Annotated in this window: 12 protein-coding genes; 6 read left to right on the plus strand and 6 right to left on the minus strand. The window is 71.5% G+C overall.

Going from position 1 to position 17,770, the window contains the following annotated elements:
* Positions 1–38: 38 nt before the first annotated feature.
* Both AC07DI_RS28325 and AC07DI_RS28330 read right to left on the minus strand, forming a co-directional pair.
* On the minus strand, positions 39–902 hold the full coding sequence (locus AC07DI_RS28325; protein ID WP_384252815.1) for a SigB/SigF/SigG family RNA polymerase sigma factor: 864 nt from the start codon (positions 900–902) through the stop codon (positions 39–41).
* Positions 903–1,038: 136 nt separating this feature from the next.
* Positions 1,039–1,215, minus strand: a complete 177-nt coding sequence (locus AC07DI_RS28330; protein WP_384252812.1) for a hypothetical protein — start codon at positions 1,213–1,215, stop codon at positions 1,039–1,041.
* A 197-nt stretch (positions 1,216–1,412) separates the two neighbouring features.
* Here AC07DI_RS28330 and AC07DI_RS28335 point away from each other — a divergent pair, with 197 nt between their 5' ends.
* On the plus strand, positions 1,413–5,387 hold the full coding sequence (locus AC07DI_RS28335) for a hypothetical protein (RefSeq protein ID WP_478906860.1): 3,975 nt from the start codon (positions 1,413–1,415) through the stop codon (positions 5,385–5,387).
* A gap of 61 nt (positions 5,388–5,448) precedes the next feature.
* On the opposite strand, the gene AC07DI_RS28340 is transcribed toward AC07DI_RS28335, so the two are convergent.
* Positions 5,449–6,777 (minus strand): amidohydrolase family protein, encoded by a 1,329-nt coding sequence (locus tag AC07DI_RS28340; protein WP_478906906.1) that lies wholly within the window; start codon positions 6,775–6,777, stop codon positions 5,449–5,451.
* Positions 6,778–7,475: 698 nt separating this feature from the next.
* Here AC07DI_RS28340 and AC07DI_RS28345 point away from each other — a divergent pair.
* From AC07DI_RS28345 to AC07DI_RS28355, 3 genes are all read left to right on the plus strand, one after another.
* Positions 7,476–8,258 (plus strand): GntR family transcriptional regulator, encoded by a 783-nt coding sequence (locus AC07DI_RS28345; RefSeq protein WP_478906862.1) that lies wholly within the window; start codon positions 7,476–7,478, stop codon positions 8,256–8,258.
* Entirely contained in the window at positions 8,255–9,850 is a 1,596-nt protein-coding gene (locus AC07DI_RS28350; RefSeq protein ID WP_478906864.1) for an MFS transporter, read from the plus strand. Before AC07DI_RS28345 ends, AC07DI_RS28350 begins: the two co-directional genes overlap by 4 nt.
* A 103-nt stretch (positions 9,851–9,953) precedes the next feature.
* On the plus strand, positions 9,954–10,565 hold the full coding sequence (locus AC07DI_RS28355) for an SUKH-4 family immunity protein (protein ID WP_478906866.1): 612 nt from the start codon (positions 9,954–9,956) through the stop codon (positions 10,563–10,565).
* Between the two features lie 74 nt (positions 10,566–10,639).
* On the opposite strand, the gene AC07DI_RS28360 is transcribed toward AC07DI_RS28355, so the two are convergent.
* Both AC07DI_RS28360 and AC07DI_RS28365 read right to left on the minus strand, forming a co-directional pair.
* Positions 10,640–12,955, minus strand: coding sequence for a glycosyl hydrolase family 18 protein (locus tag AC07DI_RS28360; protein ID WP_478906868.1), 2,316 nt, complete (start codon positions 12,953–12,955; stop codon positions 10,640–10,642).
* A gap of 282 nt (positions 12,956–13,237) precedes the next feature.
* Entirely contained in the window at positions 13,238–14,281 is a 1,044-nt protein-coding gene (locus AC07DI_RS28365) for an isopenicillin N synthase family dioxygenase (protein ID WP_478906870.1), read from the minus strand.
* 123 nt (positions 14,282–14,404) lie between these two features.
* Between AC07DI_RS28365 and AC07DI_RS28370 the strand changes: the two genes are divergently transcribed.
* Both AC07DI_RS28370 and AC07DI_RS28375 read left to right on the plus strand, forming a co-directional pair.
* Complete coding sequence (locus tag AC07DI_RS28370; RefSeq protein WP_384252792.1) at positions 14,405–15,367, plus strand: Lrp/AsnC family transcriptional regulator; 963 nt, start codon at positions 14,405–14,407, stop codon at positions 15,365–15,367.
* Between the two features lie 145 nt (positions 15,368–15,512).
* Positions 15,513–17,015 carry a M28 family metallopeptidase gene (locus AC07DI_RS28375; RefSeq protein ID WP_478906871.1) on the plus strand — a complete coding sequence of 501 codons (1,503 nt, stop codon included), beginning with the start codon at positions 15,513–15,515 and terminating at the stop codon, positions 17,013–17,015.
* A 71-nt stretch (positions 17,016–17,086) separates the two neighbouring features.
* Here the strand turns inward: AC07DI_RS28375 and AC07DI_RS28380 are convergent, their stop codons facing one another.
* A complete protein-coding gene (locus AC07DI_RS28380) occupies positions 17,087–17,716 on the minus strand; it encodes a TetR/AcrR family transcriptional regulator (protein WP_478906873.1) in 630 nt (209 codons plus the stop codon).
* Positions 17,717–17,770: the final 54 nt, after the last annotated feature.

The following is a 17,770-nucleotide window of genomic DNA, read 5'->3' on the forward strand; positions in this document are numbered from 1 at the left end:
GGGGCAGCGGCGGGCTGATAAAGGGGGGAGGGCCTTGCTTACTCGCTCGTCAGCAGGCCGGCGCGGAGCTTGGCCACCACGCGGCTGATGAGGCGCGAGACGTGCATCTGCGAGCAGCCCAGCGCGTCGGCGATCTGCTGCTGGGTCTGCTCCTCGACGAAGCGCAGGTGGATCAGGGTGCGGTCCCGCTCGTCGAGGTCCGCGATGAGGGGGGCGAGGGAGTGGAAGTTCTCGACGAGTTCGAAGGAGTACTCGTCGACCCCGATGAAGTCGGCCAGCGCCGTGTCGGACTCGTCGTCGGCGCTGTTGACGGCCGCGTCCAGGGAGACCGCGTTGTAGCCGTTGGACGCCTTCTGCGCCTCCGTGACCTCGGCGGGCTCCAGCTGCATCAGCTCCGCGAGCTCCGCCGTGGACGGCATGCGGCCCAGCCGGGTGCGCAGCTCCTCCGTGGCCTTGGAAAGCTCGATGCGCGCCTCCTGCAGTCGGCGCGGCACATGCACGGCCCAGGACGTGTCGCGGAAGAACCGCTTGATCTCGCCCGTGATGTACGGAACGGCGAAGGACGTGAACTCGACCTCACGCGTCAGTTCGAACCGGTCGATCGCCTTGATCAGGCCGATGGTGCCGACCTGGACGATGTCCTCCATCTCCTGCTGCCCACGGTGCTTGAACCGCGAGGCCGCGTACTGCACGAGTGAGAGGTTCACCTCGATCAGGCAATTGCGCACGTACTGGTATTCGCTCGTGCCCTCTTCGAGCTGGGTCAGGCGGTCGAACAACCGCTTGCCGACCTCACGCGCGTCCCTCGGCGCGATGGAAGAAGGATCCGTGTACGCGCGCTCCACGAGGTCTGTCTCGGTCTGAGTCCCCTGGGCCTGATCCTGCGCCGCCACGGTGATCATTGAGTCCCACCCTTTCGCATTCGGACTTGTTGCTGGCCTCCCCGTAGCGGCGCGGTTACCCGTGAAACCGAGAGGTATACCTGCAACTTGCAGTGACTTTTTCGGCGCCGCCAGATCCGCTGTCGCGGACTGCTCCTCAGCGGGCCGGGCGGCGCACGAGAATCGCGAGCGTCTGGCGCGCGTCCCGGCGCCGCTCCGGGCTGCGCGAGAAGACCGAGGTGGCGGCGGTGACGGCCACGCACCCGGTGTAGAGGACGCCGGCGGCGCCGGCGAGCTGGGTGCCGGTGAAGAGCAGTGCGGGGAGCGTGGACATGGGCTGCGTACCTCCTGGGGTGAGCCACCGGCGCTCGTCTTCGCCGAGTGGTCGTGGCCCCGTTCTCCGCCGTCCGGCGGGTTTCCGGCGATTCCGTGCCGTGCGGGATCATGCCCAGTAGCCTGGCCAGTCCACGTCTACGGGCCTTTCCGGGGGGTTTACGGGCGCCGAGCCCCGGACGGGGGAGGAGGGCGGAATTGACCACCGCTCGGTCGGATCTTCAGGAGTTCCAGGGTGCGCTGCAGCGCCTGTGGGAGGCGGCGGGCAAGCCTCCGTACAGTGCGCTTCTGCGGCTCGATGACCGGGAGTTCGGCGTTCAGACGGTCAGTTCCCAGAGCCTGAGCGACTGGTTCACCGGCAAGAGCGCCCCGTCCGAGCAGCGAACGAAGTACGCCCACGCTCTGATACGTCACCTGGCCGCCCGCGCACCGCGATGGGGCCCCGAGGGCAGGCAGCAGCTGGGCATACGTCAGATGGAGTCGCTGCTGGCGAGGGCGCAGGCCGAGCGGAGACGGAACCGCGGCGGGCGCCCGCGCACGGCGGCCCGGCCCGAGGGACGCGCCCCGACGCGTGCCCCGATGCGTGCCCCTGTGCGGACGGAGAACGACCCGGCTCCGGCGGGACCGGACGGCGCGGGCCGGCAGGACGTATCGCGGGAGCGCCTCGCGGTGGCCGGGCGCGGGGTCGGCCACGCGGGCGAGCCCGGCGACTACTTCGTCGGCCGGACCACCGCCCTCACGTCGCTCGTCTCCTGGCTGAACCAGGAGCACGACCGCAAGGCCCGGGTGGTCACCGGCTCGCCGGGCATGGGCAAGTCCGCCCTGCTGGGCCGGCTGCTCGCTCTCACCGATCCGGCGACCGCTGCGCCGGAAACCACGACCGCGGACACGGCCGACGAACGGGCCCCAGACGTGACCGACGACACGGCCGACCCCGACGCCGACCCCACCGCCGTCCTGCGGCCCCGGCCGGTCACCGTGGTCCTCGACGCACACCACACCACCCTCGACGCGCTCACCGGCGACCTGGCCGAGGCCGTCTCGGGCCGGCGCGAGACATCCCCCGACGCCCTCCTGCGGCACCTGCGGACACGGACCGAACCGGTCACGATCCTGGTCGACGCGCTGGACGAGGCGGGGCCCGCGGGCGGTGGCCAGGAGGCCGTCCGCATCGCACACGAACTCCTGCGGCCGCTGTCCGCGATGCGCGGCGTACGTCTCGTCGTCGGCACGCGCCGCCCCCTGGTCGAAGCCCTGGGCCCCGCCGTGACCGTGCTCGACCTGGACGAGGAGCGGTGGGCCGACCCGCAGGACATCGCCGACTACGCCGCCCGTCTCCTCCTCGACCGCGCCGACCCGGACAGCCGCTCGCCCTACCGCGACCGCCCCGGGCTCGCCCGGACGGTCGCCGACGGAATCGCCGCACGGGCCGGCCGCTGCTTCCTGGTGGCGCGGATGACGGCCCGCTACCTGGTCGATGGCCAGCTGGCCATCGACACCGAACGGCCGGGCTGGCGGGACGAGTTGCCGTCCGACGTCGGACAGGCCTTCGCCGCGTACCTGCGTCGCTTCGGGCCGGACGAGCAGCGGGTGCGGCGCCTCCTCACCGCCCTCGCCTATGCCCAGGGCGCAGGCCTGCCCGAGTCCCTGTGGGCGCCGGTCGCCGAGGAACTCTCCGGCAGGCCGTGCCCACATGAGGACATCGACTGGGCCCGACGGGAGCACGCGTCCGCCTACGTCTACGCCACGGCGACCGCGTCGGGACCGGTCTTCCGGCTCTTCCACGAAGCTCTCGCGGAATACCTGCGCGGCTCCCGCGGGGACCGCGCGGCTCACGTGAGGATCACCGGGGCGCTGCGTCGTCTCGTGCCCGCTCCCGCACAGGGCCCCGCCCGCGACTGGCCCGGCGCCGATCCCTACATCCTGCGCCACCTCGCCGCACACGCCGTCGCGGCCGGGCAACTGGACGACCTCCTGGGGGACGCCGAGTACCTCGTGCACGCCGACCCGCGCGGCCTCACCCCGCATCTGCACCGCGCGGACACCGCGTCGGGCCGGCTCGTGGCGGCGGTCTACCGCACCTCCGTCCACCTCCACGCGGACGCCTCACCCGGCCCGCGCCGCCAGATCCTCGCCCTCGACGCCGCACGCGCGGGCGCCACCTCCCTGCAACGGCAACTCAACGAACGTATTCCGGCAGGAAATTGGGTCCCCCGGTGGGCCACCGGAGCCGACATCTCTCCCACGCTGCGCCACACCTTCACCGAGCACGCCGACATGGCGGACGCCGTGGCGTGCACCGTTCTCGACGGGCGTCCCGTCGCGGTGACGGGAGGCCGTGACGGCACGGTGCTGGTGTGGGACCTGGCCTCGGCGAACCTCGTCCACCCGCCCCTGACCGGGCACACCGACCGGGTGCAGGCCGTCGCCTGTACGGACCTCGACGGCAGGCCCGTCGCCGTGTCCGCGGGCCGGGACCTGACGCTGCGGGTCTGGGACCTCGCCTCCGGCGGACTCCTCGGCGCACCCATGACGGGGAACAGGGACTGGGTGCAGGCGATGGCGTGCGTGGACTGGGACGGCAGCCCCCTCGCGGTGACCGGGGGCTACGACGGAACCGTACTGGTGTGGGATCTGGCGACCGGTGCGCTGATCGACCCGCCCCTGACGGGGCATACGGGTCCGGTCAACGCCGTGGCGTGCATGACGCTCGACGGCACGCCCGTCGCGGTGACCGCCGGCACCGACATGACGGTACGCACCTGGAACCTGGCCACCGGCACACCGTTGGGCCCACCCCTGCAGGGGAAGCCCGAGAGCGTCGATGCCGTGGCGTGCACGTTCCTTGACGCCCGGCCCGTCGCCGTGGCCTGCGCGGGCGGCACCCTGCAGGTGTGGGACCTGGCCACCCACGCCCCGCTGGGCGATCCCGTGACGGTGCACGAGTACAGGGCGGACGCGGTGGCGTGCTCGACGCTCGACGGCATGCCCGTCGCGGTGGTCGCCAGTGCGTACGACGGGCGGGCGCAGATATGGGACCTGACGACCCGGAGCCTGCTCGGCCGACCCGTGACCGGGCATACGCGCCAGGTGCACGCGGTGGCTTGCGCGGTGCTCGACGGGCGTCCCGTCGGTGTGACCGGCGGCGACGACAGGACGGTGCGGGTCTGGGATCTCGCGGTCGCCCCGCCGGCCGGCCGACTCGCAGGTGGCGACAGCGGCACGGTGAAAGCGGTCGCGTGCACCGTTCTGAACGACAGACACGTCGCGGTCTCCGGCGATGACCACGGCGTGGTGCGGGTCCGGGACGTGGCCACCGGCGAGCCGGTCGGACCGCCCGTGACCGACGGGATGACCGACGTTCAGTCCGTGGCGTGCATGGATCTCGACGGCAGGCCGGTCGTCGTGACCGGCGGCACGGAGCGGCGGGGCTTCGCCGAAGAGGGGCATATACGGGTGCGGGATCTGGCCTCCGGCGCACCTCTCGGCCCGCCCGTGCCTGTACGAGGTTTCACGGTGGACGCGGTGACGTGTACCCGCCTCGACGGAGTGCCCGTCGCCGTGACCTGCGCGGGGGGCGGGATAAGCATGTTCGGCTTGGTTTCCGGCAGACAGGTCGGCCCGGCCGCCGACCGGATCGGCGCGAGCCGCATCCCCTATGAGTTCTTGCAGAGGATGGATTGCACGGACATCGACGGCAGACCGGTCATCGTGACCGGTGGCGGCGGAGAAACGGTACGGGTGCGGGACCTGGCATCCGGCGCGCTGGTCGGCCGGACCTGGGGCGGCCCCGAGGGCTCGGTGAGCAAGTACTCGATAACCGCGCTGGTCTGCACGACCCGCGCCGGTCGGCCCGTGGCCGTCACCGGAAGCAGCGGTGGCACAGTACGGCTTTGGTACCTGACGGGTCGCGTCCTGCGCGGCCGGACGCTGGGCGCGGACATCGGCCGTGTGCAGGCGATGGCGTGCGCCGATGTCGAGGGCACGCCGGTCGTCGCGGCGGTCGGCGGGCACGAGACGGTGCACGTCTGGGACTTGGCACGGTGCGAGCTCATGGGCCGCATCGGCGCGAAGGGCGTCCGCTGCGTCACGGTCACCACGGACGGGCACATCGTCCTCGGCATGGGCCGCGATGTCGCGGTGTTCACGTGGCGGCCCCGGCCCGCGCATTGAGCGCCGTACCCGCCCCGACGGCCTGGACGGGGCAGCCGGGACAGGGCCGGTCGGGATGGGATCAGGGGTGCGGCCGCCGCGGGTGGCGGGCGGTGCCGTCGGGGTCCGGGTCCACCCGGACGATGCGGGCGCGCCGCACGACCTTCGGCCCCACCTCGGCTGCCTCGCGAACCAGCGCGCGCCCGTCCCACGTGGTCGGCCATCCCTGCCACAGCCGCAGCTTTCCGTCCACGAAGACCGCGCTGATCTGGTCGCGGTCGGCCAGCCGGACCAGCTCCCACGTCAGATCGTAGGACGGGGTGAGTTCGGGCACTTGGAGGTCGACGAGCAGGAAGTCGGCCGCCTTGCCGACGGCGATCTCGCCCGTCACCTTGCCGAGGCCGACGGCGTCGGCGCTCAGGGCGGTGGCGTGGGCGAGCCACACGTTGCCCGCGCCGCACGAGGAGTCGCCGGACGGCAGGCCGTGGGCCAGTCGCTGGGCGCTCTCCGCGGCGTCGACCAGACGGAAACCGCCGCCGCGGGTGCCGTCCGTGCCGGTGCCGAAACGGATGCCCATGGCCTGCCACATCAGGGCGTGCGCGACGGCGTTGCCCTTCCAGGCGCTGGCCACCGGGTTGTAGCTGACCGCGGCGCCGGTGTCGGCGAGCATGCGCATCTCGTCCGGGGTGAGCAGGGTGGCGTGGGCGCCGAGGGTGTGGGCGTTGAGGGCGCCGATGTGATGCAGGTAGGACAACGGGCGGCGGCCCACGCTCTTGAGCGAGCGTTCGACGGCGGCCAGGTGCTCGTTGACGTGGACCTGGAAGACGGCGTCGGCGTCCGCGCACAGCTCGGCGGTCCTCTTCAGCACCTCTGCGGTGGCGTCCTCGGGAACGGGTATCGCCAGCGAAGGATGGATCAGCCGGGAAGTCCGGAAGCGCTCCAGGTGCTCTTTGCCGCCCTTGCCGTCGGAGACGACCTTCGACAGTACGCAGCGCAGCCCGGCCTCCTCGGCGGCCTTGGCGATGACGCCCACGTCGACGGGCGCGCGGGTCCCGGCGTCGGCGGCGGTGGTGAACCCGCCGCGCAGCGCCTCCAGGGCGGCGAGCTTCGCCGAGAGGTGAGCGCTCTCCTCGTCCAGAGCGTGTTCCAGCGGCTCCCAGACGGTCTTGAAGATCTCCGAGGGTTGCCCGAACGCCTGCGCCTTGCCGAAGCTCTGTGTCAGGTGGTGGTGGGCGTCCACGAAGCCCGGCATGAGCAGGTGGCCCTTCAGCCGCACCGTGCGGGCGCCCCGGTGCGCGTCGGTGAGCTCGCGGACAGGACCGACGGCCCGGAACGCACCGTCCTGGACGAGCACCGCGCGGTCCTTGACCGGTCCGCCGGGCAGCAGGACGACGTCCGGTACGAGCAGCAGCCGCTCGGCGCGGAAATCCTCCGGGCCGAAGGAGCCGTGACTGTCATGACTGCCGTGAGCGCCGTGAGGGCCGTGAGTGCTGTTGTCGCTGTGATTGCTGTGGCTGCCTCTGTCGGCGGCGGACGCCTGCGTCGTCCCGGCGGCGCCGAGCAGCCCGCCGGTCCCGGCGACACCGGCCCCGACGACGAAGCCGCGACGCCCCACGCCGCGAGCCCGGCCCTGCCGTTCCACACCACGCGGCCCTCGGCTCTCACGTCCCGTGTCCGCGTCCGTGTCTGTGTTTCGCCCGCCGATGCCGTGCCCGTCGCCCTCGCCCGACGACCCGTCCTGCCACGCCTGCTGCACCACCGCACGCTCCTTCGTGTTCGCACAGGGAAAGCCCGGCCGCGCGGGGCGGCCGGGCCGGGGCGCCGACCCTAGGCGAGCCCGGAGAGCGGAACAAGAGTTTCGACAGACGGAAACGGAGGGCGCGCCTCGGACGGGCACGCCGACCGGCCCCAGTCGTCCGCACCGTCGCGGTTGCCAGGTGGCACAACGGCTTCGCATACCCTGCCGCGCCGCACGTCACGGGCGTTGTCGCAGGTCAGCGTAGGTGGCGTAACGTGCAGGAAACGTGCGCGCCCTAGGTTGAGCGGGTGCCGAACGGGCACGGCCCACGGTCGATGGCCCCCCCCGGCTCCGACGCGTAGGGAGGCCCCATGAACGCCACACCCACCGACCCCGCGCCCCCGGGCAGCCCCGTACCGAGGAGCGGGCGGCGGACCCGGGCGGACCGGGCCCGGCAGGTCGCCGAAGTGCTGCGCCGCCAGATCGCCTCCGGGGCGTTCGTGACGGGTGTGCTGCCGGACGAGCGGGTGCTGATCGCCGACTTCGCGGTGTCCCGCAACACCGTCCGCGAGGCGCTGGGCGTGCTGCGCGACGAAGGGGTGGTCGAGCGGCGCCAGGGCGTGGGCACGGTGATCGTACGCCGACCCTACGAACACACTTTGGACCGGCTGACCGGCCTGGCCGAGACGCTGCGTACGCACGGCGAGGTGATCAATCAGGTACGGGTCGCGGACGTGGTGCGCCCGCCCGGCGAGGTGGCGCGCAAGCTGCGCGTACCCGACGGCGGACGGGTGGTCCACATCGAACGGCTGCGGCTGCTGGACGGCGTACCGCTGTCCCTGGACCTGACCTATCTGACGGCGGACATCGGGGAGCCGCTGCTCGCCGCCGACCTGGCGGGACAGGACCTGTTCGGACTCATCGAGGAGTCCACCGGCGGCCCGCTCGGCTCGGCGAGCGTCACCGTGCACGCGGTCGGCGGCGATCCGCACACGTGCGCCCTGCTCGACATCCCGGCCGGTTCCGCCCTGTTCACCGTCGAGCGGCTGACCAGAATGCCCGACGGGCGCCCGGTCGACCTGGAATTCCTGCGCATCCGCGGCGACCGGCTGGCGTTCCGCGCCGAACTCGTCCGCACAGGAGGCGAACGGTGAACCAGGACCCCAGGACCACGGACAGGACGGCACTCGGCCCCCGGGACCTGCCCGACCAGGACCCCGGGCTCGGGTTCCAGGACCCCGGCGACCAGGACCACCCCGGCGAAGCTCAAGGCCCCGGTCCGCTGACCGTCGCGGTGATGTGTCTGTGCGTCACCTTGGTGGTGGGCATGGTCTCCGCCGTGAACCTCGCCATCCCCGCGCTGTCGCGCAGCGCGCTGCGCCCGTCGGCCGAGGCGGTGATGTGGGTCGTCGACGGTTACGTGCTGTTCTTCGCCTGCCTGCTCATTCCGGGCGGCGCGCTCGCCGACCGGCTCGGCCGCAAGCGGGTGCTGACCGCGGGCATGGGCCTGTTCACCGCCGGTTGCGTGCTGTGTGCCGTGGCGCCCGGCATCGGCGCGGTGATCGCGGGCCGGGTGGTCAGCGGCGTCGGCGCCGCCGCGGTGCTGCCGACGACGCTGGCCCTGATGGTGGGCGGCGCGTCGGCGCACCGCAGGCCGCGGCTGGTGGCGGTGTGGGCGTCGATGACGGGCCTGGCAGCCGTGCTTGGCAACGTCGGCGGGGGCGCGGCGCTGCAGACCGGTTCGTGGCGGGCGCTGTTCTGGTGTGTGGTGCCGTTGGCGCTGGCGGCACTCGTCCTGGTGGTGGCGTTCTCCCCGGCGCCGCCGCGGCACGACCGGCCGGTGTCGATGGTCTCCGCGGGTCTGCTGACGGCCGGTTTCCTCGCGCTGCTGTCGGGCATCGTCTCCGGCCCGCAGGCAGGCTGGGGCAGCGCGCGGGTGCTGGGCGGGTTCGGCGCGGCGGCGGTGCTGCTGGCGGCCTGGACCGGCTCGGAGCTGCGGCGCGCGCATCCGATGCTGGACCCCCGGCTGTTCACCGTGCCGGTGGTGCGGGCAGGGGCGGTCGGCATGGCGCTGGTGTTCGTCGGGATGTTCGGCCTGTTCTACGTCAACGGGCAGTACCTGCAATACGCCAAGGGCTACTCCCCACTGGGGGCGGGGCTGCGGTTGCTGCCGATGGCGGGCGCACTGCTGCTCGCGCCGCGCTGCGCCGTGGCCCTGGAGGGGCGTACCGGTCCGCGGACGACGCTCGGGTTCGGTCTCGCGGTACTAGCGGCCGGTCTGGGCACGGTCTCGCTGGTCGGCCCGGACACTCCGTACGGCCTGTACGCGCTCGGGGCGACGCTCACCGCGGCGGGGTGCGGCCTGACCACACCGCTCCTGTCGCACGGCATGATGTCCGCGCTCCCGGCGCACCGGGCCGGGGTGGGCTCGGGTCTGCAGAGCCTGGCGCGGGAGCTGGGCAGCGCGCTGGGCGTGGCGGTCAGCGGCAGTGTGGTGACCGCGGTGTTCACCACGGGGCTCCCCGCGTCGCTGCGCGGGCCCGACGCGCCGACCACCGTCCCCGCCGCCGAACAGCGCCTGGCCGACCAGGGACTGACCGCACCGGAACTGCGGCACGCCGTCGTCACGGACTTCACCGCCTCCCTCGACACCGCGATGCGGGTGCTCGCCGTACTGGTGGTGGCGGTCGGCGCGCTGGTGGTCGCCTGGTACCCGCGCCGCGCGCCGGAGATGAGGTCGAAGTGAAAGTCGCCGTAAGTGCCTCGATCTGCGAGGCTGCCCCGGTGACCGATTCGGTCACCCAGAGTCCCGCGGCGCCCGTGTCGCCGCCGAGTTCGGAGTTCCGGCAGTGCTTTTCGACGTCACCCGCAGCGAGCTGACCGCCATCTTCGGCGAGGACCGGCTCGCGGACCTGCCCGCCACCGCCTTCCCGCCCTCCGTCGCGGACACCGAGGGCGCCCGCCTGCTGCGGACCGTCGGCGTCCCCACCGGAACGTTGTCGCTGCGCGAGTCCGACGAGGACGACGGCCGGCTGCCGCTGGTCCAGGACGTCGTAGACGTCGAGGGCGTCCCGCAGGACGCGGGCGCATGGCCCGTCATCGGCTGGCTGCTCAACGCCCACCTCGCCCTCGACCCCGCTTCCGGCAAGGTGTACGCCTTCGACGCCGACGAGGAGACCGTGCGGGAACTCCACACGGACGTCTCCTCACTCATACAGGTCACCGCCCGGTTCCAGCGTCTGCTGGAGGAGTTCACCTTCGACGGCGACGGTGACGGCGATGAGGAGGCCGCATTCGAGTGCCTGGAGCGCGAGGTGGAGCGCATCCGCCGGGAGACGAGCAGCATCGACCCGCTGCCCTTCCGGGACGACGACACCGTCTGGTCGGTGGTCGGCGAGGAGGTCGCCATGGGCCAGCGCTTCAGCGGGAACAGCCCGGGAGCGCGTTCGCTCTACGGGTGACCGCGCGATGTCGAGGCGGCCCCGCCGACCCGCCACCCCGGACGAGCGGGTGACGGGCGGCGTTCACAGCGGTCCTACTTCAGGCCGCGGTCCAGAGTGTTGAACAGGGTGCTGTCCGAGGTGTCTCCGGACATCTCCCAGATCATCCCGCCGAGCAGGCCCTTGGCCTTGATGTACTGGGTCTTCTTCCCGATGGACCAGGCGTCGTCGAACGACCACCACTGGCCGTTCGCCCCGGTGTAGCCGTACGTCGAGATGGACTGTTCGTCGTGGTAGACGGTGAGGTTCGGGAAAGCGGCGACGAGGTTGTCGTAGCCGCGGGTGCCCGCCTCCTCCTGGAACTGCCCCGGCGCGGCGCCGTTCGCGCTCTGCCACTCGCCGTGCGCGCCGCCGTCGGCGACCTGCTGCCAGCCGCGCCCGTAGAACGGGAAGCCGATGGTCAGCTTGCGCGGCTTGACGCCCTGATCGGTGTACGCCTTCACGGCGTCGTCGACGCTGAAGTCGTTGGCGTACGGACTCTGCGCGTCCTTGTACAGATTGGCCTGGTGGCCGGTGCGGTTGGGTTCCCAGGAGTTGTCGCTGCCGGCGCCGTGGAAGTCGTACCCCTGGACGTTGCCGAAGTCCAGGTGCTTGAAGACCTCCTTGAGGTCCCAGCCGTCGTTGATCTTCTTGGGGTCGGCCGGGGTGAAGGCGGTGAGCAGCCGGTGGCTGCCGCCGAGCGCGTCGAGCTGCTTGCGGAACTCGGCGATCAGCGCGGTGTTGTTGGCCTTGTCGTCCGTGCTCCAGTGGTTTCCCGGGTGACCGTCCGGCGAGCCCGGCCACTCCCAGTCCAGGTCGAAGCCGTCGAAGATCCCGGCGGCGACGCCGTCACCGCCCGCGCCGTTGTACGCGGGCAGATTGCCCTTGATGTACATGTCGATGCAGGACTTGACGAACTTCTGCCGCGAGGCGTCCGTCTTGGCGACGTCGGAGAAGTACTTGGAGTAGGTCCAACCGCCGAGCGAGACGACCACCTTGAGGTTCGGGTGCTTGGCCTTGAGCTTCTTCAGCTGGTTGAAGTTGCCGCGCAGCTTGCCCCAGCCGTCGTCGGCGACACCGTCCACGGACTGCCCGGCGGGGAAGGCCCGGCCGTAGTCGGCCTCGGCGTCACCGGCCCCGTCGCCCTGATTCGGGTCCTGGGGGTTCTGGGTGGTGCCCTTGGTGACGCCGTTGAGGCAGGTGAGGTTCTTGGGGTCGACGTTGGCGAAGGCGTAGTTGATGACGTCGAGCTTGCCTGCGGCACCGGACGTCTCCAGGTCCCGCACGAAGTACTGTCGGCCGTAGATGCCCCACTGCACGAAGTAGCCGACCTTGGCGTAACCGCCCTGGCCGACCGCCTCCTTGGTGGTGACGGACAGGGCGTTGCTCGCGGGCGACGCGTTGTCGGCGGCGTCCCGCGCCCGGACGGTGAAGGAGTACTCCGTGTCGGGCGTGAGGCCGGTCACGGTGCTGGTGAGGGTGTCGGCGGGCAGGCTCTCCACGAGTGCCGTGCCGCGGTAGACGTCGTACGCGGCGACGCGCTGGTTGTCGGTGGCCGCGTCCCAGGCGAGTTTCACGGTGCTCGAAGTGATGTCGCCGGCGCGGAGGTTGCGGGGCGCGGTGGGCGGCACGGTGTCGGTCGCCGGGTCCACGGTGGTCGCGGTGACGGGAGCGCCGGCCTCACCGGTGTTGCCGCGCGAGTCCTTGGCCCGGACGCTGAACTGGTAGGCGGTCGCCGGTTGCAGGTCGCGGACCGTGGCCTGGGTGGTGGCACTGGCTGCCACGACGGTGGTGCCGCGCAGCACCTCGTACGAGGCGACGGGGAAGTCGCCCTGTGCGGCCGCCGCCCATTTGAGGCTCACCGTACGGGCGGTGGCGTCGGCGACGCTCAGCCCCGTGGGGGCCTTCGGCGGTACGGCCGCGGTGCCGTCACACTTGTCGCCGTTGATGAGGCAACCGGTCGGGGGCTTGAGCTGGCCGCTGCCGCGGAAGGTGTAGCTGTACGGCTCGGTGTCACGGCCCGCCGGGACGCGGGCGTTGTAGTACGCGGGCGTCACGACCACGTGTTTGCCCTTGACCTCGGCGGTGCCGTGGGTGTGGTCGCTGATGGTGACGCCGTCGGGTAGGTCGAACTCCAGGGACCAGGTGTCGACGGCGGTGTCGCCGCTGTTCTTCACCACGAACTTGCCGGTCCAGGACGAGCCGCTGCCCTCGCTGACGAAGGTGGCGGTGAGTCTGGCGGCCGCGCTGGCGGGGGCCGCGAACGAGGTGAGTCCGGCCAGCGCCAGTGCGAGCACGGCGAGTACCGCGACGAGACGCCGGGGGGCGGCCAGGGCCGGGTGGGCTCTGGCTGTGGATCTGAGTGGGGACACGGCTCTCCTTGGGGGGAGGTGAGGCGTCCGTCCGTGCCGGGCCTGCCGGGTGTACGAGAACAGGGGTGGATGCGGGATCGGGTCCGATGGGACGGGGGCGGACGCGCTTGCCTGTGGTACAGACCTATTAGGGAACCACCGCCCGTGAGCATGTCAACGCGGGCGGAGAGGGCTCGGGCCGTACCAATGCACGGCCCTGAACCCTTCGTCCGCGCTCTGGCGTCCGGAAAGGACTGGACCAACTCGCCGAGATTTTACGCCGGCTTGACCCGAGCCCATGGGTTACGCGTACGTAGCTGCCATCATCCTTCGGTACCAACGCCCCGGTGTCGTGAAGGGCATGTCCGGTCCCGTCGACGCGGAGCCCCGGAAACGCGTGAGCGGCTCGACCCGGGTGTCGTGGTTCGGCATGAAGAAGTACGGAAGGGACAAGCGTGAGCGCCCGTCGCCCTGGGGCGGGTTGACGACCCGGTGCAGGGTCGACGCCCAATGGCCGCCGGTCCAGAACCGCATCATGTCCCCGATGTTGATGACGAAGCTGCCCGGGACGAAGGGCACGTCACGCCAGCCGTGGCCTCCCGTGCTCCGATGGCCTTCGTCAGTGTCATGACGCACTTGAAGGCCGCCCGCCGCGTCCTGGTAGAGGATGGTCACGGTGCCCCAGTCGCTGTGCGCCCCTTTGCGCATCTGGCCGGGCAGCGGCGGTTCGGTCTGCGGGTGGTAGTAGTTGGCGACGATCGTCGAGATGTGCCGGTCGACCTTGTCGGCGAAGAAGTCCGCGCCGAGGTCCAGCGCGAGTGCGAACAACTCCATCAGCTGCCTGCCCAGGCGCTCCATCGCCCCCATGTAGGCGAGCCAGGTGTCCTTGAACTCCACCGGGGCGGCGGGCCACAGGTTGGCCCGGGCCCAGGGCGCCGAAGCGTCGCCACCGCCCTCGGCGCGCCGCCGCTCCGTGTCGAATTCTCCCAGAGCGTTGGCGGTGAAGACATCGCACAGGTCCGGCGGTGCTTGCAGGCCCATGCTCTTGGCCGCGCTGCCCGCCGAGGGGCGCAGCCCGCAGGTGTCCGGCCCGCCGAGAACCTTCTCCCGCTCCCGCCGGGGGAGCACGAACAGGTCCTTGGTCGTCGCGTACATGCGGTCGATCAGATCCTGGGGCACTCCGTGCCCCACGACGACGAAGAACCCGGACGTCTCGCAGGCCCGGCCGATGGCCCCGGCTACGGCCGCACGGCCCGGCTGCGTGCCGGCCGCGGCCAGGTCGATGACGGGAACGTATCCGTCCACGACGGTGACGTGGCGGTGGGGGCCGCCAGCATCCGTATCCATGTTCATCACGCTCTCCTGAGGAGGGGAAGGGTGGGTGCCGGACCACCTTCCACGCGCTGCCCCGACCGCCCCAAGCCATACCCTGGCCCATGCAATCAACCGGCCTCAGAAGGGGATGTGACGGTGGATTCCGGCGCACCGTACGGCAGCGACATCGATGACCTCGAGCAGCGCCTCCTCCACCTCCTCCAGCTCGACGGCCGGATTCCGCTGAGCCGCGCCGCACGCCGACTCGGTGTGTCCGAGCGCACGGTGACCCGCCGCTACCAGCGCCTGCGCGCCCTCGGGTTGCGTCTCGTCGGCCGCCCGGTGCCCTCCCGGCTCGACCTGACCCACTGGCTGCTGTGTCTGCGCTGTACGCCCGGCACGGCGGTCGCGACCGCCAGGGCACTGGCCCGCCGACCGGACATCAGCTGGGTGACGGTCGACTCCGGCGGCACGGAGGTCTGCTGCGCCCTGAACACCCGTACCGCCGCCGACCGTGACGCACTGCTGCAGAAGCTGCCCCACACCCCGCACGTCGTCTCCGCCAGTGCGCACTGCGTGCTGCGGACCTTCGTCGGCGACACCACCACGTGGCACGCCAGCCGGTTCCGGACCGGCGGGGCGTCCCTTGCCGTGGATTCCGGCGGTCGCCGGGCCCCGTTGCCCCTGGACGGCGCCGACCGTGCCCTGTTCGCGGAGTTGGCCCGGGACGGCAGGGCACCCCTGCCCGAGCTTGCCGCGGCCACCGACCGCTCGCCGTCCAGCGTTCAGCGACGCCTCCAACGCCTGCGCGGCGAGGGGGCGTTGGCGTTCGCCGTCGATTTCGACCCGCGGCTTCTCGGCTACCACATGAGCACCCGCCTGTGGCTGCGTGTGACCCCGGCCCATCTGCGTACGGTCGGCGAGGTCCTCGCCACGCACCCCGAAATCCCCTTTGCGGCGGCCGTCACCGGCACCTGCAACGTGGTGGCGAGCGGCATCTTCCAGAGCCCCTACGACCTGTACGAGTACATCGACCGGCGCGTCGGGCCGCTGCCCGGCATTCAGGACATCCAGACCACCGCACCCTTGCGGGAGGTCAAACGCCTTGCCGACCCGTGAGTATTGCGTTCCGTGACAACTGCGTGAAGGCGTGGTTGCGAACCCGGCGAAACCATCTGATCTAATAATTCATCGGGTTACGGTCCTTCCGCACTCGCCGGTGATCATCGGCGGGTCTCACCGACCACGCAAGGAAGGACCTCCGTTGCGCGCATCCCGCAGTCGGACGACGGTCGCTCTGCTCTCCGCCGTCGTCGCCGCCCCCGTCCTGTTCGCCGCGGCATCCCCCGCAGGCGCGCAGGACGCCGCCCGGCACGACGGGCACCGGACGACGCAGGCCGACAAGGCCCAACGACTGGCCGAGAGACTGGTGAAGAAGACCACCGGCAAGAGTGCCTACCGTCATCTGGAGAAGTTCCAACAGATAGCCGACGCCCACGGCGGCAACCGCGCCGCGGGCACATCGGGCCACAAGGCATCCACCGCGTACGTGTACGACCGGCTGAAGAAGGCCGGGTACAAGGTCGCGTACCAGGACTTCACCCTCTACGAGTCCCGCACGCTGCGGGAGGGCGCCAGCGTCCTGTCTCCCGAGGCACGCAAGCTGAACGCCCGGGCGTTCGCCTTCAGCAAGTCCACGCCCCAGGGCGGCCTCCGCGCTTCCCTCGCCGCGGCCCGCGTCGACGACACCCCGGGCTGCGAGGCGGACGACTACACCTCGGGCACCTTCACCGGAAAGATCGCGCTGGTCAAGCGTGGCGCCTGCACCTTCGCCGAGAAGGAGGCCGCCGCGGCCAAGGCGGGCGCCGTCGGACTCGTGCTCTACAACCACTCCGGCGACCAGCCCGTCAAGGGCGACCTGGAGTCCCCGGAGAACGCGCACATTCCCGCCGTCGGCATCACCAGGGCCGAGGGCGAGAAGCTGGCCGGGCAGGTCGCCGAGGGGCAGGTGCAGCTCTCCCTTGACGTCGCCACCGAGGCCGTCCCGCACAAGACCCGCAACGTCATCGCGGAGACCCGCGGCGGCCGCGCCGACCGCGTGGTGGCGCTCGGCGCGCACCTGGACTCCGTACCCGAGGGCCCGGGCATCAACGACAACGGCTCAGGCTCGGCCGGTCTCATCGAGGTCGCCGAGAAGCTCGCCAAGGCGACCAAGGGCGGCAAGGAACTCGCCAACAAGGTCCGCTTCGGCTGGTGGTCGGCCGAGGAGCTGGGCCTGCTCGGCTCGGACCACTACGTGAAGACCCTGGGCGCCAAGCAGAAGAAGAACATCAAGCTCTACCTGAACTTCGACATGATCGCCTCGCCCAACGCGGCCGAACTCGTCTACGACGGCGACGACTCCGACAAGACGGGCTCGGGTGCGGGACCGGCCGGTTCCGCCCAGATCGAGAAGTTGATCAACGGCTTCCTGGACAAGAAGAAGGTGCCGCACTGGGGCACCGACTTCGACGGCCGCTCCGACTACGGGCCGTTCATCGACGCCGGTATCCCGGCCGGTGGCACCTTCACCGGCGCCGAGGGCCTCAAGACCGAGGAGCAGGCGCTGAAGGCGGGCGGGAAGGCCGGTCAGCCCTACGACCCGAACTACCACGCCAAGGGTGACGACATCACGAACATCGACCGTAAGGCGTTCGACCTGAACATCGACGTCATCGCGAAGGCGGTGGGCACGTACGCACAGGACCTGAGCTCGCTCAGGCGCTGACCTCAGGGCCCGGCCCCCGGTGGGCGGTGGGCCGGGCCCAGAAGATCCTGCCTCCGGGCATCTGAGGGTAGCTATGTGAGCCGCAGGCGCGGTGCCGGTGGCAGGGGCGCAGGCGCATCCACCGGATCCGGTGCGGCGCGGAACGCCTCGATCACATAGGCGGCGAAGCGGCGGGAGGCCGCGACCCGGGCGGCGCGCGGCGTGTCCTGGAGGCCCCGGTGGGCCATGAGCACGAGGATCAGGTCGTCGACGACGAAGTCGGGGCGCAGCCGGCCGGTCTCCCTGGCGCGGCGAGCCAGTTCGCCGACCGCGCGCAGCGTCTGCTCCCGGTCGGCGGCGAAGTCCATGGCCTCGGGGAAGGCCGTCATGAAGGCGTCGGCGAACCCCCGGCTGTGCGCGTGCAGTTCGCAGATCCGCTCGACCAGGCTCTGGAATCCGTGCCACGGGTCCGGGTCCGCGAGGGCGTCGTGGACGGCGGCGTGGCAGGCCCGCCGCTGCTCGGCGAAGGTCTCCACGATCAGCGCCTGCTTGGTCGGGAAGTGCCGGTACAGCGTGGCGGGGCCGACACCCGCGTGCCGGGCGACCTCGCGCATGGGCGCCGTCAGTCCCTCCTCGGCGAACACCGAACGGGCGGCGCCCAGGATGCGGAGCCGGTTGTCCCGGGCGTCGGAGCGCACGGTCTGAGGCAGATGGTCCTTCATGGTTTCTCACTTTAGCCAAACGGACGGGGGCGTCCGTTACGGTCCGATGGCGGT

The sequence above is a fragment of the Streptomyces sp. NPDC044106 genome, from assembly GCF_056433985.1.

What these genes read in the sequence shown, in the direction of transcription:
- AC07DI_RS28325 (WP_384252815.1), bottom strand. Translation starts at nt 902, where the DNA reads ATGATCACCGTGGCGGCGCAGGATCAGGCCCAGGGGACTCAGACCGAG.
- AC07DI_RS28330 (WP_384252812.1), bottom strand. Translation starts at nt 1,215, where the DNA reads ATGTCCACGCTCCCCGCACTGCTCTTCACCGGCACCCAGCTCGCCGGC.
- AC07DI_RS28345 (WP_478906862.1), top strand. Translation starts at nt 7,476, where the DNA reads ATGAACGCCACACCCACCGACCCCGCGCCCCCGGGCAGCCCCGTACCG.
- AC07DI_RS28365 (WP_478906870.1), bottom strand. Translation starts at nt 14,281, where the DNA reads ATGGATACGGATGCTGGCGGCCCCCACCGCCACGTCACCGTCGTGGAC.
- AC07DI_RS28380 (WP_478906873.1), bottom strand. Translation starts at nt 17,716, where the DNA reads ATGAAGGACCATCTGCCTCAGACCGTGCGCTCCGACGCCCGGGACAAC.